The 25426-nt window shown below is 72.4% G+C and carries 22 protein-coding genes and 2 pseudogenes; 14 read left to right on the top strand and 10 right to left on the bottom strand.

The features are described from left to right. Positions 1-348 precede the first annotated feature (348 nt). Positions 349-585, top strand: coding sequence for a hypothetical protein (locus tag J7E86_RS16455; RefSeq protein WP_215082427.1), 237 nt, complete (start codon positions 349-351; stop codon positions 583-585). A 129-nt stretch (positions 586-714) separates the two neighbouring features. On the opposite strand, the gene J7E86_RS16450 is transcribed toward J7E86_RS16455, so the two are convergent. Continuing rightward, positions 715-930, bottom strand: coding sequence for a DUF6243 family protein (locus tag J7E86_RS16450; protein WP_215082426.1), 216 nt, complete (start codon positions 928-930; stop codon positions 715-717). Between the two features lie 468 nt (positions 931-1398). After that, positions 1399-2538, bottom strand: coding sequence for a magnesium and cobalt transport protein CorA (locus tag J7E86_RS16445; protein WP_215082425.1), 1140 nt, complete (start codon positions 2536-2538; stop codon positions 1399-1401). 173 nt (positions 2539-2711) lie between these two features. Here J7E86_RS16445 and J7E86_RS16440 point away from each other — a divergent pair, with 173 nt between their 5' ends. Then, positions 2712-3827, top strand: coding sequence for a winged helix DNA-binding domain-containing protein (locus J7E86_RS16440; protein ID WP_215082424.1), 1116 nt, complete (start codon positions 2712-2714; stop codon positions 3825-3827). 3 nt (positions 3828-3830) lie between these two features. Here J7E86_RS16440 and lysA read toward each other — a convergent pair whose 3' ends face one another. The 3 genes from lysA to J7E86_RS16425 form a co-directional block, all read right to left on the bottom strand. Then, positions 3831-5177, bottom strand: coding sequence for a diaminopimelate decarboxylase (gene lysA, locus J7E86_RS16435; protein WP_374223811.1), 1347 nt, complete (start codon positions 5175-5177; stop codon positions 3831-3833). 94 nt (positions 5178-5271) lie between these two features. After that, positions 5272-5676: an SAV_915 family protein gene (locus J7E86_RS16430; RefSeq protein ID WP_215082423.1), complete on the bottom strand. Its 405-nt coding sequence runs from the start codon at positions 5674-5676 to the stop codon at positions 5272-5274. 311 nt (positions 5677-5987) lie between these two features. Further along, on the bottom strand, positions 5988-6824 hold the full coding sequence (locus J7E86_RS16425) for a helix-turn-helix transcriptional regulator (RefSeq protein WP_215082422.1): 837 nt from the start codon (positions 6822-6824) through the stop codon (positions 5988-5990). A gap of 159 nt (positions 6825-6983) precedes the next feature. On the opposite strand from J7E86_RS16425, the gene J7E86_RS16420 reads away from it, so the two are divergent. After that, positions 6984-8687 (top strand): AMP-binding protein, encoded by a 1704-nt coding sequence (locus J7E86_RS16420; protein ID WP_215082421.1) that lies wholly within the window; start codon positions 6984-6986, stop codon positions 8685-8687. Next, a complete protein-coding gene (locus J7E86_RS16415) occupies positions 8684-10297 on the top strand; it encodes an AMP-binding protein (protein ID WP_215082420.1) in 1614 nt (537 codons plus the stop codon). Before J7E86_RS16420 ends, J7E86_RS16415 begins: the two co-directional genes overlap by 4 nt. 322 nt (positions 10298-10619) lie before the next feature. Here the strand turns inward: J7E86_RS16415 and J7E86_RS16410 are convergent, their stop codons facing one another. The 4 genes from J7E86_RS16410 to J7E86_RS16395 all read right to left on the bottom strand — a co-directional run bounded on the left by J7E86_RS16410 (position 10620) and on the right by J7E86_RS16395 (position 15064). After that, positions 10620-11309 (bottom strand): hypothetical protein, encoded by a 690-nt coding sequence (locus J7E86_RS16410; protein ID WP_215082419.1) that lies wholly within the window; start codon positions 11307-11309, stop codon positions 10620-10622. A 184-nt stretch (positions 11310-11493) separates the two neighbouring features. Beyond that, positions 11494-13218 (bottom strand): glyoxylate carboligase, encoded by a 1725-nt coding sequence (gene gcl / locus J7E86_RS16405; RefSeq protein WP_374223812.1) that lies wholly within the window; start codon positions 13216-13218, stop codon positions 11494-11496. An 11-nt stretch (positions 13219-13229) separates the two neighbouring features. Then, positions 13230-14129: a 2-hydroxy-3-oxopropionate reductase gene (locus J7E86_RS16400; protein ID WP_215082418.1), complete on the bottom strand. Its 900-nt coding sequence runs from the start codon at positions 14127-14129 to the stop codon at positions 13230-13232. A gap of 137 nt (positions 14130-14266) precedes the next feature. Further along, the gene (locus J7E86_RS16395; RefSeq protein WP_215082447.1) at positions 14267-15064 is read right to left on the bottom strand and encodes a TIM barrel protein; all 798 of its coding nucleotides are present in this window, start codon (positions 15062-15064) and stop codon (positions 14267-14269) included. A gap of 383 nt (positions 15065-15447) precedes the next feature. Between J7E86_RS16395 and J7E86_RS16390 the strand changes: the two genes are divergently transcribed. The 10 genes and pseudogenes from J7E86_RS16390 (at position 15448) to J7E86_RS16345 (ending at position 24826) form a co-directional block, all read left to right on the top strand. Beyond that, on the top strand, positions 15448-16581 hold the full coding sequence (locus J7E86_RS16390; protein WP_251019219.1) for an MFS transporter: 1134 nt from the start codon (positions 15448-15450) through the stop codon (positions 16579-16581). A gap of 468 nt (positions 16582-17049) precedes the next feature. Continuing rightward, positions 17050-17382: a helix-turn-helix transcriptional regulator gene (locus J7E86_RS16385; RefSeq protein WP_215082416.1), complete on the top strand. Its 333-nt coding sequence runs from the start codon at positions 17050-17052 to the stop codon at positions 17380-17382. A gap of 44 nt (positions 17383-17426) precedes the next feature. Then, on the top strand, positions 17427-17681 hold the full coding sequence (locus J7E86_RS16380; protein ID WP_215082415.1) for a hypothetical protein: 255 nt from the start codon (positions 17427-17429) through the stop codon (positions 17679-17681). Positions 17682-17734: 53 nt separating this feature from the next. Beyond that, the gene (locus J7E86_RS16375; RefSeq protein WP_215082446.1) at positions 17735-18058 is read left to right on the top strand and encodes a helix-turn-helix domain-containing protein; all 324 of its coding nucleotides are present in this window, start codon (positions 17735-17737) and stop codon (positions 18056-18058) included. A 128-nt stretch (positions 18059-18186) separates the two neighbouring features. Next, positions 18187-18678, top strand: a pseudogene (gene uraD / locus J7E86_RS16370) (2-oxo-4-hydroxy-4-carboxy-5-ureidoimidazoline decarboxylase); the annotation flags it as partial. 128 nt (positions 18679-18806) lie between these two features. Further along, positions 18807-19169, top strand: coding sequence for a hydroxyisourate hydrolase (gene uraH / locus J7E86_RS16365; protein WP_215082413.1), 363 nt, complete (start codon positions 18807-18809; stop codon positions 19167-19169). Between the two features lie 2 nt (positions 19170-19171). Next, complete coding sequence (pucL, locus tag J7E86_RS16360; protein ID WP_215082412.1) at positions 19172-20068, top strand: factor-independent urate hydroxylase; 897 nt, start codon at positions 19172-19174, stop codon at positions 20066-20068. A 99-nt stretch (positions 20069-20167) separates the two neighbouring features. After that, positions 20168-21559: an 8-oxoguanine deaminase gene (locus J7E86_RS16355; protein WP_215082411.1), complete on the top strand. Its 1392-nt coding sequence runs from the start codon at positions 20168-20170 to the stop codon at positions 21557-21559. Between the two features lie 255 nt (positions 21560-21814). Continuing rightward, the gene (locus tag J7E86_RS16350) at positions 21815-23206 is read left to right on the top strand and encodes a nucleobase:cation symporter-2 family protein (RefSeq protein WP_215082410.1); all 1392 of its coding nucleotides are present in this window, start codon (positions 21815-21817) and stop codon (positions 23204-23206) included. 69 nt (positions 23207-23275) lie between these two features. Next, positions 23276-24826: a YfcC family protein gene (locus J7E86_RS16345; RefSeq protein ID WP_215082409.1), complete on the top strand. Its 1551-nt coding sequence runs from the start codon at positions 23276-23278 to the stop codon at positions 24824-24826. A gap of 170 nt (positions 24827-24996) precedes the next feature. Here J7E86_RS16345 and J7E86_RS16340 read toward each other — a convergent pair. Then, positions 24997-25371, bottom strand: a pseudogene (locus tag J7E86_RS16340) (IS701 family transposase); the annotation flags it as partial. Positions 25372-25426: the final 55 nt, after the last annotated feature.

The following is a 25426-nucleotide window of genomic DNA, read 5'->3' as shown; positions in this document are numbered from 1 at the left end:
CTGCCCCACTTCTCGTCCCAGGCGAGAAGGGGCCGGGTGCGACGGGTTGTGTGCACGATGGCGCGGTACTCCTCGAGGCGTGACATGGCAGCCGGGTACGGGCTCGGGGTGTCAGGTTGCCCTCGGGAGGTGGCTGGATGCCCGGTATGACGTTCGCCTGTACGGGACCGGAGTCCAGATTCACTTGTGATTCTCCGGAAGGGCCGGTCAGCCAGCCGCCTTGGCCCGGGGCCTGGAGCGTGTAGACGGTCACGGTGCCGTCGGTCGGCAGCAGTACGGCGGCCGGGTCACGGCCGCCGGTGCGCTGATTCAGGGGACGGGCATCGTGCTGCTGGTGCTGGCGGTCCGGTGCGACTGGCCGGCCTGGGGTTCGTGGACCTCCTCCAGCCTGCTGCTGGCCGGGCTGGCCAGGGCTGCCAGCTCCCGGTGCTGCTGCGGATCGTGCGCTCCGGCGGACCGGGCGGGGTGGGCAGCGGGGTGATGGTGATCGCGCAGCAGTCCTCGCTGGCCGTCGGGGTGGCGACGCTCGGCACGCTCTTCCCGGCGGTGTCGCCGGGGCTAGGTACGGGGACGCGCTGGTGGTGACGCTGCTGGTCTGAGCGGGACCGGCCGCGCCCGGTACGGCAGCAGAGCCCCGATACGGCAGCAGGGCCCGGACCGCGCGTCGCGGTCCGGGCCCTGCCCCGTGCGGTGCCGCCCTGCGGCGGCGGTGCGTCAGCTCTCTGCGGTGTCGTCGCTCGCCTGCCCGGCGCCCTCAGCTGCGGCTGCCTTCTCGCGCATCTTGCGCACCAGCTCGGCCTTCTGGTCGGCGGCACTCTGGCGGTCGCGGTTGCGGTGCGGACCGTTGTTCTGTCGTTCGGCGCGGGACAGCTTCTTGCGCTGGCCGCCGCCCTGGCCCACGGGGTTGTTGATGTTCTTGCTGTCGGTCACGGGTTCTCCCGGTGATGATGTGAAGTGATCTACGGATTCATCGGTGGGGGACGGGCGCGGCGACGTCGAAGGACATCAGCAGGGGCCCGTCACGCTCTCACTCGTAAATCGGCGTCTGGAAGAACATGACAAAGACGTTACCCGGTTCCGTCGGTCCCGCACGCCAGGCCTTTCGCCGACCCGGCGTCGGCCGGGCCTCCGGCGAGCGCCCGGGGTCCGCTCGGCTACGACCGGGGCCTGCGCGGTGGATGATCTGGCGCAGCAGATGCCGTGCCACCCGATTTCGTCACCCCCCGCAGCCGCGTGTTGCTGGAGGCGGTCGACGGCGCGGCAGGGGCATCCTCAAGGTGCAGGGGAGCGCCTCGCGGGGGCGGGCTGCGCATTCTCCCCAGATTCTCCCCAGGGGCCTTGCTGGCCGCCTCCATGCGTTCGCAAGAGCTAAGTTGATCAATGACGTCGATGTGCCGCCTACAGCCAGTCGCGCTTCTTGAAGATGACGTAGAGGCTGACGCAGACCACTGCCATCAGCAGGATCGCGAAGGGGTAGCCAAAGGCCCAGTGCAGCTCGGGCATGGCATCGAAGTTCATGCCGTAGATCGTCCCCACCAGCGTCGGCGCGAACAAAATGGCCGCCCACGACGAGATCTTCTTGATCTCCTCGTTCTGTGCGAAGCCCGCCTCCGCCAGGGCGCGCATTTCCGCGTTCTGCTGCTGGGTGACCAGGGTGGCGTTGACCGCGAGGATGTCGGCGAGGGCCGAGCGGAAGCCGTCGACGCGTTCGCTGGTGTGGGTGACGTGGTCGGCGACGTCGCGCAGATAGCGCTGGAGTTCGTCGTCGGTGCCGTATTTGGCGAAGCCTGCCATGAGGCCGTGCAGCATGCCGACCAGGGGGCGGGTGGCGCGCTGGAATTCGACCATTTCGCGGGCGAGTTCGTAGATGCGGCGGGAGACCGCCGGGTCGCCGCCGAAGACCTCGGTCTCGATCTCGTCGATGTCGTTCTGGACGCCCGCGACGACCGGTGCGTAGCCGTCGACCACGGCGTCGAGGATGGCGTAGAGCACCGCCTCGGGGCCCAGGGCCAGCAGCTCGGGGGTGGCCTCCATGCGGGCGCGGACGGCGGAGAGGTCGGGGGCCGCCCCGTGCCGGACGGTGATGAGGAAGTCGGGGCCGACGAAGAGGTGGAGCTCGCCGAAGTCGACCTCCTCGGGGGCGTCGAGGTAGCGGGCGGCGCGCAGGACGACGAAGAGGATGTCGCCGTAGCGCTCCAGCTTGGGGCGCTGGTGGGCTTCGAGGGCGTCCTCGACGGCGAGCGGATGGAGGTCGAACTCCTCGGCGAGCGAGAGGAGTTCGCGCTCGGTGGGCCGGTGCAGGCCGATCCAGGCCATGCCGTCGGGCTGCGCGCGCAGCTGGCGGTAGGTGTCGGCCAGCGAGACGGGGGTGCTCACGCGGTGGCCGTCGCGGTAGACGGCGGCGTGGACGACGCTCCCGTCGCCGTTGGCGGGGCCGGCGGCGGGCGTCCCGGAGGCGTCGCCGTCGGGGACCGCCGGCCACAGCCGGGAGTGCTTCTTCGGCGTGGAACGCCGACGGCGCGGAGGGTTCTCGGGCATGGGGCACTCCCTCTCGCTCGTCGTGGGCGGCCGGCACGCGGAACGGGATCCTGGAACAGGGCCGTGAAAGCGGGACCGCGGACCAGGATATACGGATCGATTTACGGCATCTGAACAAGAACTCGGCCCGGAGGCGGACAGAATCTGTCCTCGATCTCTCCTAACGTGAACGCATGACACCGACCGGGGCTCCTGTTCTGACCGTACGTGCCCTCAATCGCGCCCTCCTGGAGCGCCAGCTGCTGCTCCGCCGTGCCGCGCTGCCCGCCCTCGACGCCGTCGAGCACCTGGTCGGGCTCCAGGCCCAGTCGCCGATGGACCCCTACTACGCACTCGCCGCCCGCCTCGACGGCTTCGACCCCGAGGAGCTGTCCGGCCTCCTGGCCTCCCGCGCCGCCGTCCGCATCGCCGTGATGCGCTCCACCCTGCACCTCGTCGGCGCCCGCGACTGCCTCACCCTGCGCGCCCTGTGCCAGCCCGTGCAGGAGCGCTCCTTCCGGGGCAACCAGGGCAAGCGCCTCACCGGAGTGGACCTCTCCCGGGTGGCCGCGCTCGCCCGCGACCTCGTCGCCGAGCGCCCGTACACCTTCCACGAGCTCGGACAGGCACTCGCCCGCGAGTGGCCCGGCAGTGCCCCGCAGGACCTGGCCATGGCCGCACGGGCGCTGCTCCCGCTCGTCCAGGTGCCGCCGCGCGGCCTGTGGGGGCGCGGCGGACCGGCCGCGCACACCACCACGGCGGCCTGGCTGGGCCAGGAGCCCGACCCCCGCCCGGACGCCGGCGCCGTCCTGCGGCGCTACCTCGCGGCCTTCGGCCCCGCGTCCGTGAAGGACATGCAGAAGTGGTGCGGCCTGACCGGGCTGCGCACGGTCGTCGACGGCATCCGCCCCGGCCTGCGGACCTTCCGCGACGAGAACGGCACCGAGCTGTTCGACCTGCCCGACGCCCCGCTGCCCGACCCGGACACGGACGCTCCCGTGCGCTTCCTGCCCGAGTTCGACAACATCGCGCTCTCCTACGCCGACCGCGCCCGCGTCGTCGACCCCGCGTCCTGGCGCCGCGTCCGGCGCGTCAACCGCGCCGCGCCCACCGTCGTCCTCGACGGCTTCATCCGCGGCGTCTGGCGCCTCGACCGCGCGCCGGGCACCACGACGCTGACCGTCGAACCGTTCGAGCGGATCCGCGCGGCGGACCGGGCCGCACTGGAGGACGAGGCGGCCCGGCTGCTGGCCATGGCGGCGCAGGACACCGCCCACGACGTGCGCGTCGTGCCCGCCGCCGCGGCCTGACGGTCACTCCCCGACGTCGCGCCGGCGCAGGTCCTCCAGCGTCTCGCGGCGTACGAGCAGCCGGGCGCGGCCCTCCGACACGGCGACGACGGGCGGCCGGCCGACGAGGTTGTAGGCCGAGGACATCGACAGGTGGTACGCGCCGGACGCCGGGACCGCCAGCACGTCCCCGGGACGGACGTCGCCCGGCAGCGGGACGTCCTCGGCGAGGACGTCCCCGGCCTCGCAGTGCCGTCCCACCACGGTCATCGCGCGCGGCGGTTCGGTGCCGGCGCGGCCCACGAGGCGGACGGTGTAGCGGACGCCGTACAGCGCCGGGCGCGGATTGTCGCTCATGCCGCCGTCCACGGCGACGAACGTGTGTTCACCGCTGCGTTTGACCGCCAGGACCCGGTACAGCGCGACACCGGCCGGGCCGGCTATCCAGCGCCCCGGCTCCACGGTCAGCCGCGGCACGGGCAGGTCGAACCGCGCGCACAGCAGGGCCAGTTCGCCGCCCACCCGGTCGGCGTACGCGCGCGGCGACAGGGCCGGGTCGCCGTCGCGGTAGGCGATGGCGAAGCCGCCGCCGAGATCGAGCTCGGGAAACGTCACGCCGTGCCGGTCGCGGAGCCGGGCCAGCAGTGGTACGAGCCGGCGTACCGCCTCCACGTACGGGCCGAGGTCGGCGATCTGCGAGCCGAGGTGGCAGTGCAGGCCGACGAGTTCGAGCCGCGGCTGGTCCAGGATCCGCGCCACCGCCTCCTCGGCCTCCCCACCGGCGATCGGCAGGCCGAACTTCTGGCCCTCCACCCCCGTCCGCACCGCGCGGTGCGCGCCCGCCGTCACACCCGGCACGACCCGCACCAGCACCCGCCGGCGGAAGCCCGGCGGTACGAGCGCGGCCAGCCGGGCGATCTCTCCCGTGCTGTCGATGACGATACGGCCCACGCCCAGGCGCAGGGCGGCCCGCAGGTCGCCGGGGCTCTTGGCGTTGCCGTGCAGCACGACGCGTTCGGCGGGGAAGCCGCTCAGCGCGGCGAGCTCCAGCTCGCCGGCGGAGCAGACGTCCAGGGACAGGCCCTCCTCGCCGATCCAGCGCACCATCGCGCGGGAGAGGAACGCCTTGCCGGCGTAGGCGATGTCGGCGTGCGGCAGGGCCGAGCGCCAGGCGCGGGCCCTGGCCCGTACCTCCTCCTCGTCGATGACGTACGAGGGCGTGCCGAAGCGGTCGGCGAGCTCGGCGAGCGACACCCCGCCGACGGTCAGGTCACCGGTGGGCAGCGCCTGGGCGGAGGACGGCCAGACGGGGGCGCGCGCGGGCTCGTGGGGCAGGGGTGGCAGGGACGCGGGAGCGAGGGGGAGGGACACGGGGTCTCCTACGGGGCAGGTGGGGGAGGACGTACGGGCGGGGCGCACCGGGCCCGGTGGTGAGGCGCGGTACGGACCGGTGCGCCCGCCGGGGTTACCCGGGAAGCGTCCGCAGCGGTCGCGGGCCGGTGTCCTCACCGGCCGGGAGCGGCTTCACCGGCGGGGCCGTGAGCCGGGGGTCGACGGAGACGAGCTCGACGCCGAGGGGCGCGGCCAGGGCACGGACGGCCGGAAGGGCCAGCCGGACGGACCGCTGACCGGGGCCCAGAACGTCCGAAAGCCGCCGCTGGGTGGTGAAGGCGACGGCGGTGCGGGTGCCGAGAGGGGAACGGAAGACCCGCAGGGCGTAGCCGCCGGCGCAGGGCCGTACGGGTACGTACAGCGGCGGCGCGGAGGCCGGGCCGGCGGGATGGGATGGTTCGGAGGGCTCTCCGTCGTCGGCCTGCGGGCTGTCGACGGCGACGGCGGCTGCCTCGGCGGGGGTTCGGCTCAGGTCCATGGCGGTCCTCGGAGGAAGGGGTCGGGTGCGGTGTGGTCCGCTCACGCTATGCCCGTCCGGCGGCGCGTCGACCGCTTCATTGACAGGCCATTGACCCTGGGTGCCATGGCTTTGACGGTTCCTTGACGGGTGTGGGCGGGGAGGGCTTTTCCCCTGCCCGCCCCTTCCCCAACCGGGGGCAGGCCCCCGGACCCCCGTCGGCCTCAATCTCCCCCAGCTAACGCTGGGAGGTGCCCCCGGACGGGCTGGTTGTCGTCCGGACGCGTGGGAAATCAAGCCCGCCCCGAACCCCCAAGGCACAGCGCCAACCGTCACGGCAACACCCCCACCCTCCGCGCCGCCACCACCGCCTCCATCCGCGTATGCGCCCCCAGCTTCCGCATGCCCGAGCGCAGGTAGCTCTTGACCGTCTCCGGGCGCAGGCCCAGACGTTCCGCGGCCGCCGCGTTCGTGGCACCCGATGCCACGCACGCGAGGACGTCGACCTCGCGCGGCGAGAGCTCGACGCGCGGACCCGCCGCCGGTCCGGGGCCCGCCCCGGCCGCCGCCAGGCGCTCGCACGCGGCCAGCAGGTCCCGGCGCAGGAGCGGATCCGTGACGCGGTGGGCCAGGGCGCGGAGTTCGCCGTGGGCCTCGCGGACCTCCTCCCACATCGCGGGGTCCGCCGTCGTCGGCCGGTGGGCCACGGACAGCAGCCGCCGCGCCTCGTCCTGCACCGCCAGCGCCTGTTCCAGCTCGCGCGCCGCGTCGACCGCGGCGGTCATCGGGCGGTCGCCGAGCGCGAGCGGCCGCCGCAGCGCCCCGTAGAGGACGCCGCGCACCCGGCCCCGTACGACCACGGGCACCGCCAGCACCGAGCAGAGTCCCTCGGCCGCCACCGCCGCATCGTACTCGTGGGTGATGACGTGCGAGGACCGGTAGTCGGTGACGGACAGCGGCCGGGTCAGGGCCGCGGCCTTGCCGCCCAGGCCGCTGCCCGTGCGGATCGCCAGGTCCCGCAGCGCCTGCGTCGTCGTCCCGGTCGTGTCCGATATGCGGAACTGCCGGGCCCCCGAGAGCAGTCCGCCGAAGGCGACCGGCAGCCCGGCGCCCCTGCGCATCCGCGACAGGGCCGCACGCACCTCCGCCGCACCGTCCGGAACTCCCATAGCTGCTGCCTCCCCGGTCCTGGACGCGAAGCCGGAATCTCCGTATCCAATGAAATGCGGCCACCCCCGTCCGGGGGTGGTGAGACTCGGATCACCGTCGCACGATGCTAACCAGCGGGCCGGCGACGCGCCCCGCACTCTGGAGGACAAGTGACGTCTATGAGCCTGACGGACACGGACGGGACGGGCGGCGGGACGGCGCGCTTCCGGGCGGCGCGGGATTTCCTGCTCGCGCACCGCGACGACTACCCGGCGGCCTACGAGGGCTTCGACTGGCCCCGGCCACGGGAGTTCAACTGGGCGCTCGACTGGTTCGACGCCATCGCCGAGGGCAATGACCGCACCGCCCTGTGGATCGTCGAGCCGGACGGCGGCGAGACGAAACTGTCCTTCGCCGCGCTGCGCCGCCGCTCCGACCAGGTCGCCAACTGGCTGCGGTCGCGGGGCGTACGGGCCGGCGACCGCGTCGTCGTCATGCTCGGCAACCAGGCCGAACTGTGGGAGACCGCGCTGGCCGCGATGAAGCTGCGCGCCGTCGTCATCCCCGCCACCCCGCTGCTGGGCCCCGCCGACCTCACCGACCGCATCGAACGCGGCCGGGTCGCACACGTGATCGTACGGGCCGAGGACGCGGACAAGTTCGCGCACGTACCCGGCGACTACACCCGCATCGCGGTCGGCGGCACGCCGGACCGGCCCGGCGCGCCCTGGCTCTCCTACGAGGACTCCGCGCACGCCGACGAGCACTTCACCCCCGACGGGCCCACCGGCGCCGACGACACCCTCCTGCTCTACTTCACCTCGGGCACCACCGCACAGCCCAAGCTCGTCGAGCACACCCATACCTCTTACCCCATCGGCCACTTGACCACCATGTACTGGATCGGGCTCCGCCCCGGCGACGTCCACCTCAACATCTCCTCGCCCGGCTGGGCCAAGCACGCCTGGTCCAGCCTCTTCGCCCCCTGGAACGCCGAAGCCACCGTCTTCGTGCACAACTACACCCGCTTCGACGCCGCCCGCCTGATGGCGGAGATGGACCGGGCGGGGGTGACGAGCTTCTGCGCGCCGCCGACCGTGTGGCGCATGCTCATCCAGGCCGACCTCGGCGCGCTGCGCACTCCGCCCCGCGAGGCCGTCGCCGCGGGCGAGCCCCTCAACCCCGAGGTGATCGAGACCGTACGACGGGCCTGGGGCGTGACCATCCGTGACGGCTTCGGCCAGACCGAGACCTCCGTGCAGATCGCCAACCCGCCCGGCCAGCCGCTCAAGACCGGCTCCATGGGCCGCCCGAGCCCCGGCTACCGCGTCGTCCTCCTCGACCCCGTCACCGGCGGGCCCGCCGACGAGGGCGAGATCGCCCTCGACCTCTCCGTCCGGCCCGTGGGCCTGATGACCGGCTACGCCGGCGACCCCGAGCGCACCGCCGAGGCCATGGCCGGCGGCTACTACCGCACCGGCGACATCGGTTCCCGCGACGCGGACGGCTACATCACCTACATCGGCCGCGCCGACGACGTCTTCAAGGCCAGCGACTACAAGATCTCCCCCTTCGAGCTGGAGAGCGCCCTCCTCGAACACGAGGCCGTCGCCGAGGCCGCCGTCGTCCCCGCCCCCGACCCGCTGCGACTGGCCGTGCCCAAGGCGTACGTCGTCCTCGCCGAGGGCTTCGAGCCCGGCCCCGCCACCGCGAAGGCCCTCTTCGCCCACTCGCGCGCCACGCTCGCCCCCTACAAGCGCGTCCGCCGCCTGGAGTTCGCCGAGCTGCCCAAGACCGTCTCCGGCAAGATCCGCCGCGTCGAACTGCGCGAGCACACCGTGCGGGGCGGCGGCACCGAGTACCGAGAGGAAGACCACCGGTGAGCACACCCTCGTACGCCGCGGGCGGCACCTCCGTCCCGCTGATCGACGACACCATCGGGGCCGATCTGGCCTTCACCGTGGAGCGTTTCGGTGACCGCGACGCCCTGGTCGACGTGCCCAGTGGCCGCCGCTGGACCTACGCGGAGTTCGGCCGGGCGGTCGAGGAGGTCGCGCTCGGGCTGCTCGCCAAGGGAGTGGAGAAGGGTGACCGGGTCGGCATCTGGGCCGTCAACTGCCCCGAGTGGGTGATGGTCCAGTACGCCACCGCCCGCGTCGGCGCCATCCTGGTCAACATCAACCCCGCCTACCGCGTCCACGAGCTCGGGTACGTCCTGCGGCAGGCCGGCGTCAGCGTGCTCATCGCCTCCACCGAGCACCGGACCAGCGACTACCGGAGCATGGCCGAGGAGGTCCGCGCCGACTGCCCCGGGCTGCGCGACGTCGTCCACATCGGGGACGCCGGCTGGGACGAGCTCATCGGCCTCGGCGCCGGCGTGGCACCCGAGCGGCTCGCCGAACGCGAGGCGCGGATCGACTGTTACGACCCCGTCAACATCCAGTACACCTCGGGCACCACCGGCTTCGCCAAGGGCGCCACCCTCTCCCACCACAACATCCTCAACAACGGCTATTTCGTGGGGGAACTCCTCGGCTACACCGAGGCCGACCGCGTCGCCCTGCCCGTGCCCTTCTACCACTGCTTCGGCATGGTCATGGGCAACCTCGCCATCACCTCCCACGGCGCCTGCGCCGTCATCCCGGCCCCCGCCTTCGACCCCGTCGCCACCCTGCACGCGGTCGAACGCGAGCGATGCACCTCGCTCTACGGCGTGCCCACCATGTTCATCGCCGAGCTCGGCCTCCCCGACTTCGCCACCTACGACCTCTCCTCCCTGCGCACCGGCGTCATGGCCGGTTCGCCGTGCCCGGAGGAGGTGATGAAGCGGATCGTCACCGAGATGCACATGACCGAGGTCTCGATCTGTTACGGCATGACGGAGACCTCACCGGTGTCCACCCAGACTCGGCGCGACGACGACCTGGCGCGCCGCACCGGCACCGTCGGCCGGGTCCTGCCGCACATCGAGGTGAAGGTCGTCGACCCGGACACCGGAGCGACGGTCCCGTGCGGCGAGCCGGGCGAGCTGTGCACCCGCGGCTACTCGGTCATGCTCGGCTACTGGGACGATCCCGAGCGCACCGCCGAGGCCGTGGACGCCGACCGCTGGATGCACACCGGTGACCTCGCGGTGATGGACGAGGACGGTTACGTACGGATCGTCGGCCGCATCAAGGACATGATCATCAGGGGCGGGGAGAACATTTATCCCCGGGAGATCGAGGAGTTCCTCTACGGCCACCCCAAGATCTCCGACGTGCAGGTCATCGGCGTACCCGACGAGCGCTACGGCGAGGAGATCATGGCCTGCGTCATCCTGCGCGACCCTGCCGGCACCCTCACCCTCGACGAGCTCGACCGCTACTGCCGCGGGCGGCTCGCGCACTACAAGATCCCACGTCGGCTGCGGGTCCTGGAGTCGTTCCCCATGACGGTCAGCGGCAAGGTGCGCAAGGTGGAACTGCGCGAGGGGGCCACGGCGGGGTCCTGACCGGTGCCCGGTCCTCGGCTGCGGGCCGTCTTTGCCGCCGGCGGCGGCGGGCGCCCCGCGGACGCGTCCTCGAACGCCGGACGGGCTGGAATCCGCTGACCCCAGCCGAAATCAAGCCCGTCCGGCGTTTGAGGACACCGCCGCGCAGCGGTGGTAGGGCACGACGCGGCCCGCAGACCACCCGGCCGCGCACGCGAAATGGTGGGGCCCGCGATCCCCCGTCCGTGTCGCGGGCCCGTGTCGAGTCTCCGCCCGTGGAGGGTCAACAAACCATGGTGATGCGGGAGTTCAGAGGATAACTTGAGGTTGGCGGTGCGGCCGGTTACGCCGGACCGCGTTCGACCAGCTGGTCGGCGGGGCCGTTCAGCGGCTGCGGGGTGCCGGTCAGATCCATCACGAACAGCGGCAGCCGCAGCTCGTCGGCCCGGGAGCGGGCCTCGCGCTCGTAACCGGCGAGGGAGAAGAAGACACCGGTCGCGGAGTCGACCAGCCCGTGCAGCCACAGGCACTCGACGGCGCGCAGGGACGTGGGCAGGGTCGTCGGGTCGATCCGGGAGACCAGGCCGACACCGCGCAGGTCGACGCCGGCCTCGGCGGCGTCACCGGGGCGGGTGACGCCCGTGAAGCCCAGCCAGTCCAGATAGCGTTCCGCCGCCACGACCGCGTCGTCGGCGGTCCGGATGGCGAGCGGGCGGAAGTCCGGGCGCAGCAGGGCGGGTGCCGCGTCGCCGTCGGTGTCCGCGACCCCGGGCACCGGCTGGACGGGCAGCCGCACGACGGTGCCGCACGCGCAGCCGAACTCCGGCCGGGGCCACTGGTCCTGCCGGTCGCACGACGGGCAGCGCACCGCGACCCACGAATCGCTCCACGTGCGATGGGCCAGCAACTCCGGGGTGGCGTCGGGCAGCACGGGCAGGGTCAGCGGGGTCCCGCACGCGCAGGGGAAGGTGGGCGGGGTGAAGGAGTGCTCCCGGCGGCACGTCGGGCAGTGAACCGGCACGCTCTTGGCCATCTTCGGCTCCAGCAACGGGTCCGTAGGTGTTGGGGTACGGGCCCATCGTCCACGATGCGGGCGCGCTGGGGGAGTGAATGGCGAAGGCGGCGGACGCGCCCCCCGGGTGCCCGGAGGGGCGGTCCGGACGGCGGTGGCACCTGGGCGCGACACGACAGATGTCGGCGCCACCGCCGCCCGGGGTTCAGGGGGTGCCGTGCGCCCCGGGTACGGGCTCGAACTCGCGCACGGAGTCGATGTCCGGACCGTGCGGCGTGTTGGCCTCGCGCTCGATGAGGATCTCGACCAGGACCGGCCGGGAGGTCGAGACCGCCTCCTTGCGGGCCCACTCGACGGCCGGCCGGATGTCCGCCGGGTCCACCACCCGCCGGCCGGCGCAGCCGTACGCCTCCATCAGCTTGACGTGGTCGGTGCCGGTCTCGTCGTAGTGGATGTCGACCTGGTAGTTCATGCCGTAGCCGAGCGACGCCTGGCGGATGAGGCCGAGGTATTCGTTGTTCAGCATGATCAGGACGTACGGGATGTCGTACTGCGCGGCGACCGCCAGCTCCTCGACCATGTACTGGAAGCCGTAGTCGCCGACGATCCCGACGACCTCGGTGTCGCCGCGGCCCATGCCCTCCAGTGCCTTCTTGACGCCGATGGCTGCCGGCACCTCCCAGCCGAGCGGGCCCGCCTGGCCGCACACCTGGTAGCGGCGGGGCAGATGGGCCTTCTGGTGCTGGCCGCCCCAGATCTGGTAGAGGCCGATGGCGGTGACGAAGTACGTGTCCGGGCCGAAGATCTCGTTGATCTCCTTGTAGACGCGGGGTGCCTTCACGGGGACGGTGTCGAAGTCCTCGCGGCGGGTGAGCGTGCGCTTGAGGGTGCGGCAGCGCTCGACCCAGGGACCGGTGCCGGGGACCGCCCGGCGGGCCCGGGCGGCGGCCAGCAGCGCGGCGAGGAACAGCCGGGCGTCGGAGACGATGCCCAGGTCCGGCTCGATGACCTTGCCGAGCTGGGCCGGTTCGACGTCGACGTGGACGAACGTGCGCTCGCCGCGGTAGACGCCGACGTCGGCGCCCGTGTGCCGGTCGCCGAAGCGGGCGCCGACGGCGAGGACGAAGTCCGACTCCAGGAAGGAGGCGTTGGCGTAGCGCTGCGAGGTCTGGATACCGGTGGTGCCCATGTTGAGCTCGTGGTCGTCCTCGATGGCACCCTTGCCCATGAGGGTGACCTGGAACGGCACCCGCAGGTACTCCACCAGCTCCCGCAGCTCGGCCGACGCCTCGGCGAGGATCACCCCGCCGCCGGCGAGGACCAGCGGCCGCTCGGCGGCCAGCAGCAGGTCCAGGGCGGCCTCGACGCGCGGCGGGTGCGGTGCGACGCGGGTCACGGGCAGCCGGGCGTCGAGGGCCGGGTCGTAGCGGATCTCGCGCCGGGCGATGTCGACGGGGATGTCGATGAGCACCGGCCCCGGCCGGCCCTCCCGGGCCACGCGGAACGCCTCCCGGAACGCCCAGGGGATCTGCGCCGCCTCCTTGATCCGCACGGCCCACTTGGTGACCGGGCGGGCGATCTCCACGATGTCGACCGCCTGGAACGCCTCCTGGTGCAGCTTGGTGGAGACGGCCTGGCCGGTGACGCACAGCATCGGTATCGAGTCGGCGAAGGCGGTGTAGAGCCCGGTGACGAGGTTGGTGGCGCCGGGTCCGGACGTGGCGAGGGCGACGCCGACACGGCCGTTGGTACGGGCCCACCCGTCGGCCATGTGCGTGGCGCCCTCCTCGTGACGGACGATCAGGTGCTCGATGCCGCCGACGGTCTCCATGGCCTTGTACAGCGGCAGGATCGCGGCGCCGGGGCAGCCGAAGGCGATGTCGACGCCTTCGTCCCTCATGATGTGCACGGCCGCTTCCATGGCCGGGATCCGCGCCGCGCTCACGACGCCGCCCCCGACAGCCGCTCGACGCCGCGCAGCAGCGCGGAGTGGTCCAGCCCGCCGTCGCCCTGCGCGCGGAGCGCGGCCACCAGGCCGGCGACGACCCCGCCGACGGGGATCGCCGCGCCCACGGCGCGGGCGGCCTCGGTGACGATGCCCATGTCCTTGTGGTGCAGGTCGACGCGGAAACCGGGCGGGTAGTCGCGGGTGAGGAAGTTCTGCCGCTTCCGGCTGAGGACGGCGGAGCCGGCCAGGCCGCCGCCGAGCACGTCGAGCGCGGCGGGCAGGTCCACGCCGGACTTCTCCAGGAAGACGACCGCTTCCGCGCACGCCTGGAGGTTGACGGCGACGATCAGCTGGTTGGCGGCCTTCACGGTCTGGCCGGCGCCGTGCCGCCCGCAGTGGACGACGGTGGTGCCGAGGGCGTCGAGGAGCGGCTTCGCGGCGTCGAAGTCCGCCCGGTCGCCGCCCACCATGATGGACAGCACGCCCTCGACGGCACCGGCCTCACCGCCGGAGACGGGCGCGTCGAGGACGCGGACGCCCTTGCCGCCGGCCGCCGCGGCCCCGGCGAGGGCGACGGCCGTGCGGGGCGAGACGCTCGACATGTCGATCAGCAGCGCGCCGGGCTCGGCGTGCGCGAGCACCCCGTCCTCGCCGAGGACGACGGCCTCGACGTGCGGGTCGGCCGGCAGCATGGTGACGATCACCTCGGCGCCCCGGACGGCCTCGGCGACACCGCCGGCGGGGGTGCCGCCGGCGGCGGCGAGACGGTCGAGCTTGTGCGGTTCGAGGGTGTACCCCGTGACGGGGTGCCCGGCCTTGATCAGGTGCTCGGCCATGGGCGATCCCATGATGCCGAGCCCTATCCAGGCGACGCGGAGAGGTGCGGTGGGCATGGGGGAGTCCTTTCGGTCGGGTCGACGGGACGTGTGGGGGTGCCGGTGGCTGGCTCGTACGGGCCGACGTGGGCGGGCCGGACCGCCGCCGGTCCGCGTGGGGGCGGATGCCACGGTCCGCGTGGGGACGGACCGCGTCAGTCCGCCCGCCGGGACATCGCCTCCAGCCAGCCGAAGCTGTCCGCGCTCGCGCCCCGCGGCTTGTACTCCAGGCCCACCCAGCCGTCGTAGCCCGCCTTGCCCAAGTGGCCCAGGAGGGCGTCGAAGTCGAGCGCGCCCGTGCCCGGTGCCCCGCGGCCCGGGTTGTCGGCGATCTGGACGTGGCCGGTGAGGTGGACGTAGTCGTCGATGGCCTCGTGGAGGTCCTCGCCACCCATGGACAGGTGGTAGAGGTCCATCAACAGCCGGGCGTTGCCCAGCCCGGAGGCCGCGTTGACCTTCTGGACGAGCGCGGCCGCCCGCGAGGCGCCGACCAGGGGACAGTCCGGCGACTCGGTCGCGTTGAGCGCCTCGATCAGCAGGATCGCGCCGACCCGGTCCGCGGCCCGCGCGGCCAGCACCAGGTTCTCCAGGGCCAGGGCGTCCTGCGCGGCGGGGTCGGCTCCCGCGACCCGGTTGCCGTAGAGGGCGTTGAGCGCCGTGCAGCCGACCGACGCCGCGAAGTCGGCGGCCACGTCGAGGTTGGCCCGGAAGCGCTCCGACTCCGCGCCGGGGACCGAGAGCGCGCCCCGGTCCGGCCCCGGCAGCCGCCCGGCGTAGAAGTTCAGGCCGACGAGCCGGGTGCCGGCATCGGTCAACGCGCGCCGCAGGGCGTGCAGTTCGGAGGGCTCGGGGACCGGGTCGTCGGGCCAGGGCCACCACAGCTCGACGGCCGTGAAGCCCGCGGCCGCGGCGGCCGCGGGCCGCTCCAGGAGCGGCAGTTCGGTGAAGAGCATCGAGAGGTTCACGTCGAAGCGGCGGTCGGACCGCCCGAGCGGATCGAGAAGACCCACGAGAAGTCGCCTTCCGTAATGTGGAATTTATTTTCTGCGTGACGGAAGCGTGCCGGGCGGCTCGGAGGCGTGTCAAGGGGTGCGGTCCGGTCGCCCCGGCCCGGGGGCTTCCCGTGCCGCGCGCCGACGCGGTTGCGCTACAGTCTGGTTCGATGTTCGATGAACTACGAATAAATGAGCTTGCCCCCCGGCCGACGCGGCCACCCCTACTGGACGGTGATCACTCCATGAAGACCCTCTCCTCCGCGCCGCCCGCGACCACCGGTGCGGAAACCGGCCCACCCGCCCCGTCGGCCAGGTCCGTCTCGCTGTTGTCCTTCGCCACCATGTTCGTCATCGGGACCGACACCTTCGTCGTCGCACCGCTGTTGCCCACCCTCTCCGGCGACTTCCACGTCTCCTCGGGGATCTCCGGCTGGATGGTCAGCGCCTACGCCCTGGGCTACGCGCTGTTCGCCCTGGTGGCGGGACCGTTGTCGGACCGGCGCGACCGCCGGGGCGTACTGCTGTCGGGCCTCGTCGGTTTCACCGTGACGACCGCCCTGTGCGGCTTCGCGCAGGGCTTCTGGACGATGATCCTCTTCCGGTTCCTCGCCGGGGTGAGCGCCGCCTTCGTCTCCCCGCAGATCTGGGCCTCGATCCCCGCGCTGGTGAAGCCGGACCGGATCGTACGGACCATGGGGGCGGCCACGGCCGGCCTCGCCGTCGCCCAGGTCGCGGGCATCCCGCTGGGCGGCTGGCTGGCCACCACCTCCTGGCGCGTGCCGTTCTGGGCGATCGGCGGAGCGTCCGTCGTCCTCTGGGCCGTCCTGGCCAGGGCGTTCCCGTCGGTACCGGCGCGCCCGGCGAGCGTGCGGACCGGTATGTCCGGCGCGTACGCGACCTTGTTCCGCGACCGTACGCTGAGGCTGTACCTCCTGGCCTACCTCGTCTTCCAGACCGGCAACTTCGGTGCCATGTCCTTCTTCGGCTCCTGGTTCAGCGAGGACTTCGGGCTCGACGTGGGCTCCGTGGGCCTCGCCATGATGGCCCTCGGTGCCGGCAACGCGATCGGTTCGCTGTTCGGCAGCCGCCTCGTCCGCCGGCTGGGACAGCGCCGCTCCCTGCTCCTGGCCCTCCTCGCGCTGATGGCCCTCTACTGCGTCGTGCCCTTCTCGACCGGCCTCACCATGGCGCTGGTGACGCTCGCGCTCGTCATGATGGTCGCCGGCTTCGTCTTCCCGGTGCTGATGGGCATCCTCCAGGCCCGGACCGAGACGGCCCGCGGCACGGTGTCCTCCCTCGCCAACGCCGCGATGTACGCCGGCGCGACGGTCGGCGGTGTGGCCGGCGGCGTGCTGCTCGCCGGGGCCGGCGGCTTCCTCGGTGTCGCCGCGCTCGCCGTCGCGGCGTACGTGGCGGCCCTCGGCATCTACGCGTGGGCCGGTGCCTTCCGTGTTGAGGAGGCCGGGGAGGCATAGGCCGTGTCCGGCGGATCACGTGAGCGGGCGGCTGCGGGCCGTGTCGTGCGCACCACCGCTGCGCGGCGGTGTCCTCAATCGCCGGACGGGCTGAAGGTGGCTGAGCCCAGCGAAATCAAGCCCGTCCGCGATTGAGGACGCGCCCGCAGGGCGCCCGCCGCAGGCGACCAGGCGGCTAAGACGGCCCGCCCGCCGCAGGCGACCAGGCGGCTAAGACGGCCCGCCCGCCGCAGGCGACCAGGCGGCTAAGACGGCCCGCCCGCCGCAGGCGACCAGGCGGCAAAGCCGGCCCGCAGCCGAAGATCCGCCGGACGGCCTAGGAGGCCGAGGGGTGAGGTGAGCGCGGGCGTCCCCGTCCGCTCGTACGGCCGAAGGGCGCCGGGACGGCAGGGGCCCGGCCGCATCCGATACCATGGCTCTAGTTCGTAGAATATCGAACTATAGGTCGCCGCCAAGAGGAGGTCGAGCATGCGTGCCGCGCTGTTTCACCCTGACCGCGAGGACATCTCCCTGGACAGGGTGCTGCACGCCCTGAGCGACCCCATCCGCCGTGACATCGCGCGGACCCTGCACGCCGACGGTCCGCGCGTCTGCGGTCAGCTCAGCTACCCGATCGCGAAGTCCACGCTCTCGCACCACTTCAAGGTCCTGCGGGAAGCGGGTCTGATGGCGACCGAGATCCGGGGCACCTCCAGGGTGGTCACGCTGCGACGCGCGGACATCGATGCCCGCTTCCCGGGGTTGCTGGACGCCGTCCACGTGACCGCGCCCGCGCCGGATGCGGAGTTCTCCGGGGTCTGACGGCCGGAGGAAAACCAGGTCGAGCGCGCCGCTACCGTGGGTTCATGGTGCGATTGAGGGTGGAGTTCACGACCGAGCCGTTCGACCTCGACGAGCCGCCGCCGCACGCGGTGGCCGCCCGTGAGGTCGTCCGGGGTGCCGCGCTGGACGCCGTCGACGTCGGCCCTTTCGGCACCAGCGCCGAGGGGTCCGACGACGCCGTGCTCGCGGCCGTGGGCGAGCTGCTGCGCGAGTCCCTGCGGGCAGGTGCCACGCGGGTCTCCCTGCAGGTCAACGTCGTGCCGGAGAACGGGTCGTGACCGGCGCCGCCGAGCGGGCCTTCCGTGCCGCCGTCAAGCCGCTCGTGGACGCGATGGGCGGCGAGATGATCGAGCCGGAGCAGGCGCGCGGCGACGACGTGGTGTTGTCGTGGGAGGGCCGCGAGACCGTGGCCGTGCGGCTGCCGCACCTGTCCGATTCGCTCGACCACATCCTGGCCGACCTGGAGCGCCGGCACGGGGTGCCGCTGGCGGAACTGGACCGCAAGACCAAGCAGTCGGTCGTCGCGGCCCTGGAGGCGCGCGGCGCCTTCTCCGTGCGGCACGGCGTCGAGACCGTGGCCGCGGCCCTGGGCGTCAGCCGCTTCACCGTCTACAACTACCTCAACCGGGAGAACACCACCCGAAGCGGCGAGTGACCTCGCGGGTCCGCCGGGCGAGAATTTCAACAAAGTGTTGACGCGGTGTTTCCGAGGGCGTTAGCTATGCGCAGCCCGTACCGGCTCTTGCCGGCCCACGCCATTCGAACACCGGCACGGAGGCGCCCGTGACTTCGAGTTCGACGCCGGGTCTGACCCGGTTCAACGCGGCGGAGGAGGGCGCGGCCCGCGCCGCGCTGCGCGAGGTCTGCGCCGCCGCGGCCTGGGGCGAGGCGGTCCTCGCCCACCGCCCCTACCCCGACCTCCACGCCCTGCGCACGGCCAGTGACACCGCCATGGCCGTCCTGACCCCGGCGGATCTCGCCGAGGCGATGGCCGGCCACCCACCCATCGGCCGGCCCGTCCCGGGCGACGCCACCTCGGCCCGCGAACAGCGGGGCATGGCGGACGCCTCCGCCGCGCTCAAGGCCGAGATGCTCGAACTCAACCTGGCCTACCAGGACAGATTCGGGCACGTCTTCCTGATCTGCGCCACCGGAATGACCGCCGGCGCCCTGCGCGACGCCATCCGTAACAGGATCGACAACACGCCGGAACGCGAACGCGAGATCGTGCGGCGGGAACTCGCGAAGATCAACCGCATCCGCCTCGCCGCGCTCGCCGGAGCACCTGGCGGCACCCGGGCGGACGACCACGGCGGCAAGCCCGGCGGCAAGCCCGGCGGCAAGTCCACCGACAAGCCCGGCGGCAGAGCCGACGACACCCCCACCGGAGGAGGAGCGCCACCATGAGCAGCAGCCGCACGCCGCACGCCTCGGTGTCCACCCACATCCTGGACACCAGCGCCGGCCGCCCCGCCGAGGGCGTCGCCGTCGAACTGTCCGCCCGCGGTACCGCCGGCCGGTGGGAGCCGCTCGGCGACGGCAAGACGGACGCCGACGGGCGCTGTACGGACCTCCCGGCGCTGCCGGACGGCACCACCCACGGACGGCTGCGCTTCGCCGTCGAGCCCTACCTCTCCAGCCGGCCGGCCGGGGACGCGGTCTTCTTCCCCGAGGTGACGGTCACCTTCGCCGTCGCACCGGGCGAGCACCACCACGTACCGCTGCTGCTCAGCCCGTACGGCTACTCCGTATACCGAGGGAGCTAGCAATGCCCGTCCTTGGCCAGAACCAGTACGGCAAAGCCGAGAACCGTGTCGTGAGGGTCACCCGCGACGGGGCCACCCATCACATCAAGGACCTCAACGTCTCCGTCGCGCTCTCCGGCGACATGGACGAGGTCCACCTCTCCGGCTCCAACGCCCACGTCCTGACGACGGACGCCACCAAGAACACCGTGTTCGCCTTCGCCAAGGAACACGGCATCGCCTCCGCCGAACAGTTCGGCATCCACCTCGCCCGCCACTTCGTCACCAGCCAGCCGGCGGTCACCACGGCCCGGATCAGGATCGAGGAGTACGCCTGGGAGCGGATAGCGACCGAGGGCGAGGACCGGCACTCCTTCGTCCGGACGAACCAGGAGACCCGCACCGCGCAGATCACCTTCGACGGCACCGCCTGGGAGATCGTCGCGGGCCTGAAGGACCTGGTGGTGATGAACACCACCGACTCCGAGTTCAAGGGCTACGTCAAGGACCGCTACACCACCCTCCGGGAGACCGACGACCGGATCCTCGCCACCGAGGTCCACGCCCGCTGGCGGCACGCCTGGACCGGTGACGAGGCGAACACGCCCGACTGGGACGGCAGTTACGCGCGGACCCGCGGGCACCTGCTGCGCGCCTTCGCCGAGACCTACTCACTCTCCCTCCAGCAGACCCTCTACGCCATGGGCGCACGCGTCATCGACAGCGGACCGGAGATCGACGAGATCCGCCTCTCCCTGCCCAACAAGCACCACTTCCTGGTGGACCTGACCCCCTTCGGCCTCAAGAACGACGACGAGGTCTACTTCGCGGCCGACCGCCCCTACGGCCTCATCGAGGCCACCGTCCTGCGCGAGGGCGTACGGCCCGCCATCCCGGTGGACCTGACGAACCTTCCGTGACCGCCGGAAGGACGAGCCGTCCGCGACGGCCCGGGTAGAAGGACGGATTCCGGCAATCCGGCAGAAGACAGAAGAACGACACGAGGACGAGGAACAGCCGTGGCCGCACCGACAGCACCGCCCCCGCAGCGCATCGTCATCGAGAACTGCGCCGTCGCCACCGTGGACGCCCACGACACCGAGTACGCCTCGGGCCATGTCGTCGTCGCCGGCAACCGCATCGAATCGGTGGGCCCGGGCCCGGCACCCGAGGGCGTGGCCCACGTCGTTCGCCGCGTCGACGGCACCGGTCATCTGGTCACCCCGGGCCTGGTCAACACCCATCACCACTTCTACCAGTGGCTCACCCGCGGACTCGCGCAGAACGCCCCGCTCTTCGACTGGCTGGTGGCCCTCTACCCCACCTGGGCGCGCATCGACGAACCCATGGTCCACGCCGCCGCCCAGGGCTCCCTGGCCATGATGGTCCGCGGCGGCGTCACCACCGCCATGGACCACCACTACGTCTTCCCCCGGGGATCGGGTGACCTCCTCGGCGCCGAGATCCGCGCCGCCCGCGAGATGGGCGTCCGCTTCAGCCCCGCCCGCGGCTCGATGGACCTCGGCCGGTCGGCGGGCGGCCTGCCGCCGGACTTCGCGGTCGAGACCACCGAGGCGGCCCTCATCGCTACCGAGGAGGCCATCGACACCCACCACGACCCCTCGTACGACTCGATGCTGCGCATCGCGGTGGCACCCTGCTCACCGTTCTCCGTCTCCACCGACCTGCTGCGCGAGGCCGCGGAACTGGCCCGCCGCAAGGGTGTGCGGCTGCACACCCACGGCTCGGAGACCGTCGAGGAGGAGCGGTTCTGCAAGGAGCGGTTCGGCATGGGGCCGACCGACTACTTCGAGTCCACCGGCTGGCTCGGTGACGACGTCTGGATGGCCCACTGCGTCCACATGAACGACGCCGACGTCGCGGCGTTCGCCCGCACCGGTACGGGCGTGGCCCACTGCCCCTCCTCCAACGCCCGGCTCGCGGCCGGCACCGCCCGCGTCCCCGACCTGATCGGGGCGGGCGTCCCCGTCGGCCTGGGCGTCGACGGCACCGCCTCCAACGAGTCCGGCGAACTCCACACCGAGCTGCGCAACGCCCTGCTCATCCACCGGCTCGCCGGCGGCCCCGACGCGCTGACCGTACGTCAGGCGCTGCGCCTGGCCACCTACGGCGGCGCCCAGGTGCTCGGCCGGGCGGACGGGATCGGATCGCTGGAGGCCGGCAAGCTCGCCGACCTGGTGCTGTGGAAGCTCGACGGCATCGGCCACTCCACCATCGCCGACCCGGTCGCCGCCCTCGTCCTCGGCGCCCCCGCACCCGTCACCCTCTCCCTGATCGACGGCCGGCCCGTCGTCGAGGACGGCCGGCTGACGACCGTGGACGAGGACCTCATCGCCCGTACCGCCCGCGACGAGGCCCGCCGCCTCGCGCGGATCGCCGCCGACGGCTGACCCGGCTCGCCCGGCACACTCCGCCCGGCACACCCCCAAGACCCGGCCGAGGGGGACGGACCTCGGCCGGGCCCGTGGACCCGCGAGGACCCACGGGCAGCGGGCCGGGGCGCGCGCACCACCGCGCCCCGGCCCGCGTACGTCCCCGGGCGGCGCTCTCCGCCCGCGTCCGCGCAAGGCACTCACTCCCCAGAAGGCCCTCCCTGAAGCCGTGTCACGTCATCGGCGACACGAAAACCGACAGGAGGAACCGCCGTGGCCACCGTGCCCAGGTTCACCGAGCGAAGCCCCGATCCGGCCGGCGCCGACGGCGGGGGGAGCGAAGCCGTCCATCCCGTGGACCGGCTGCTGCCTCCCGGCAGGCTGCTCGCCGGCGGCTTCCAGCACGTCGCCGCCAGCTACGCGGGCGTGGTCGCCCCGCCGCTCGTCCTCGGGGCGTACGTCGGGCTCTCCCCGCTGGAGATCACCTTCCTGGTGGGCGCGGCCCTCTTCACGGCCGGCATCGCCACCCTGCTCCAGACGATCGGCTTCTGGAAGGTCGGGGCACGGCTGCCGTTCGTCAACGGTGTCTCCTTCGCGGGGGTCGCCCCGATGCTGGCCGTGGCCGACACCCAGGCCGACAAGAGGGACGCCCTGCCGGTCATCTTCGGCGCCGTCATCGTGGCCGGCGCCCTCGGCTTCCTCCTCGCCCCCTACTTCTGCAAGCTCGTCCGCTTCTTCCCGCCGGTCGTCAGCGGCACCGTGATCACCCTCATCGGGATCACCCTGCTGCCCGTCTCGTTCGGCTGGATCCAGGGCGGACAGCCCGGCCGGCCGGCCTCCCTCACCAACCTCGGCCTGGCGGGGGCCACTTTGGTCGTCGTCCTCGCGCTGCGCCGGCTGCTGCGCGGCTTCCTCCAGCAGATCGCCATCCTCCTCGGGCTGATCGCCGGCACCCTGATCGCGATCCCGGCCGGAGCCGTCGACTTCGCCCCGGCCACCCACGCCCGTCTCGTCGGCTTCCCCGTCCCCTTCCACTTCGGCGCCCCGCACTTCACGGCCGCGGCGATCGTGAGCATGTGCGTCCTGATGCTGGTGTGCATGACGGAGAGCACCGCCGACATGCTCGCCCTCGGCGAGATCGTCGGCCGGGAGGCCGATGAGAAGGTCATCGCGCGCGGCCTGCGCGCCGACACCCTCGGCACCGCCCTCAGCCCGCTCTTCAACGGCTTCGCCAACAGCGCCTTCGCCCAGAACATCGGCCTGGTCGCCCTCACCAGGGTGCGCAGCCGCTTCGTCGTCGCCACCTGCGGGCTGATGTTCCTCCTGCTCGGCCTGAGCCCGGTCTTCGCCTCGCTCATCGCCGTCGTGCCCAAGCCGGTACTCGGCGGCGCGGGCATCGTGCTGTTCGGCACGGTCGCCGCCAGCGGCATCGACGTCCTGCTCAAGGCCGGCCTCGACAAGGGCGACAACCTGCTGATCGCCGCCACCTCCCTGGGCATCGGCATGATCCCGGTGGTCTCCCGGACCTTCTACGACAACGCCGCCATCCCCGAGACCCTGAAGATCATCCTGGACTCGGGCGTCAGCGCCGGCTGCCTGACCGCCGTCGTCCTCAACCTGGCCTTCCACCACCTCGGAGCGCGCCGCCCCGTGCGTGGCGACTAGGGATCCCCCTCCCGCTGCGCCACAATCGGCGCAAATCGACCGCCCAGCAGTGCGGAGGGGTGTTCCGTCGTGGACCAGCAGGCCGAGGGCGAGGAACCGACCGCGGGGGAACCACCGGCCGGAGAGCCGCCCGCAGGGGAGAAGAAGCGCTTCACCTTCCCCAGCGCGCTGACCGTCCTGGCGGTCGTGACCCTCGCCGTCTGGATCCTCACCTTCGTCATCCCCTCCGGCACCTACCGCCGCGACGGCGCCGGCGACCCCGTCCAGGGCACGTACCACCGCGAGGCCGCCCCCGGAGGCTTCGTCCACCGCCTCGGCGACCTCTTCCTCGCCCCCGTCAACGGCCTCTACGGCGTGCGCGACGCGGACACCGGCGAGGTCGCGCCGGACGCGGTCGGCGCGCTCTACGGCAGCGCCGGGGTCTTCCTCTTCGTCCTCGCCATCGGCGCGTTCATCACGGTCGTCTTCGCCACCGGCGCCCTGGACCGCGGCATCGAACGCCTCGCCCACCGCCTGCGCGACCGCGGCGCCCTGCTGATCGCCGGCGTCATGACCGTCTTCTCCCTGCTGGGCACCGTCGAGGGCTTCGCCGAGGAGACCCTGGGCTTCTACGGGCTGATCGTGCCCCTGATGCTGGCGCTCGGCTACGACCGCATGGTCGCCACCGGCACCATCATCCTCGGGGCGGGAATCGGCGTCCTCGGCTCGACCGTCAACCCCTTCGCCACGGGTGTCGCCTCCTCCGCCGCCGACGTCTCACTGGGCGACGGCATCGCGCTGCGCTTCGCGATGTGGGCGGTCCTCACGGCCGTGGCCATCGCCTATGTCGTCCGGTACGCACACAAGGTGCGCACTGCGCCGGACCGTTCACTGGTCGGCTTCCTGCCCGGCGACCGCGAACTGGCGGCCGAGGCGGAGGAGCCTCCGGAGCTGACCGGGCTTCAGAAGGCGGTGCTGACCGGGGTCGTCCTCGTCTTCACCTTCATGATCTTCTCGGTGATCCCCTGGGCGGGCGCACTCACGGGCGAGGCGGACGCCGAGCCCTACGGCTGGGAACTGGGCTGGTCCTTCCCGCAGTTGGCCGCGCTCTTCCTCGTCGCGGCGATCCTCATCGGCGTCCTCGCCCGACTGGGCGAGCAGCGGCTGAGCGCGGTCGTCGTCCGGGGCGCGGGCGACTTCATGGGCCCCGCGCTGACGATCGTGCTGGCCCGCGGCGTCACCGTGATCATGAACAACGCCCGGATCACGGACACGGTGCTGCACTCCATCGAGGGCGCCGTCTCCGGTACGCCGGGCGCGTTCTTCGGCATCATGGTCTTCCTGGTGAACCTCCCTCTGGCCTTCCTGATCCCCTCGACCTCGGGCCACGCGACGCTCGCCATGCCGATCCTCGCCCCGCTGGCCGACTTCGCGGACGTGGGGCGTGCGGTGGTCGTCACGGCGTGGCAGTCGGCGAGCGGCCTGATGAATCTGTGGGTGCCGACCACGGCCGTCATCATGGGCGGGGTGGCGCTGGCGAAGGTCGGCTACGACAAGTACTTGCGCTTCGTCTGGCCGTTGCTGGTGATTCTGGCCCTGCTGATCTGCGGATTCGTGGCGCTGGGTGCGGCGATGGGGTGATCGCCCTAGTACTCCAGTTGCGGTTCGCTATTTCTGCTGTTCAGGGGCCTGTTTTTGAGTGTAGTGAGCTGACGTGACGTCATATGGTGGGAGTTCGCGACCGGCGGCGCGGCGTTTGTAGTGACAGCGTCTGGCGGTGGCCAGGTGCCTGCGCCGCCAGACGGACCACTTCAGCGCGCGGTCGAGTCGGCAGCGTTGTTCCGGGGCGGCGCGTCCAGCTGCCAGGAGCCGTCGGATCTCCGCCACCGTGAGGGAAACATGCGTGCCGGAACCGTTTCTGCTTTCTCTCCTCGGGCGTCCGCAGCCCTGACTGCGAGGAAGGCGTGGGCGAGCATGGCAAGGGTGATGTGCCGGTACCAGCCCGGATAGCGGCGGACCTCGTACTGATCCAAGCCGCACTCGTTCTTTGCCGCCTGGAAGGCTTCCTCGATCGCCCAGCGGGAGCCGGCGATCCGCACCAGGTCCTCGACGGTAGTGCCGTTGGGTGCGTAGGCGAGGTAGTAGGTGATCTCGTCGGGCCTGGCGAGGCTGCGGCGGGCCATCACCCACCGCTGGTGAGTCGGGCGGTCGCCGTCGAAGTCGGGGATGGCCGGCAGCCTG

The organism is Streptomyces sp. ISL-11, from assembly GCF_018614525.1.
Taxonomy (GTDB): Bacteria; Actinomycetota; Actinomycetes; order Streptomycetales; family Streptomycetaceae; genus Streptomyces.
Note: the sequence above shows the minus strand (reverse complement) of the source record. Positions and strands in the feature narration are given on the sequence as shown.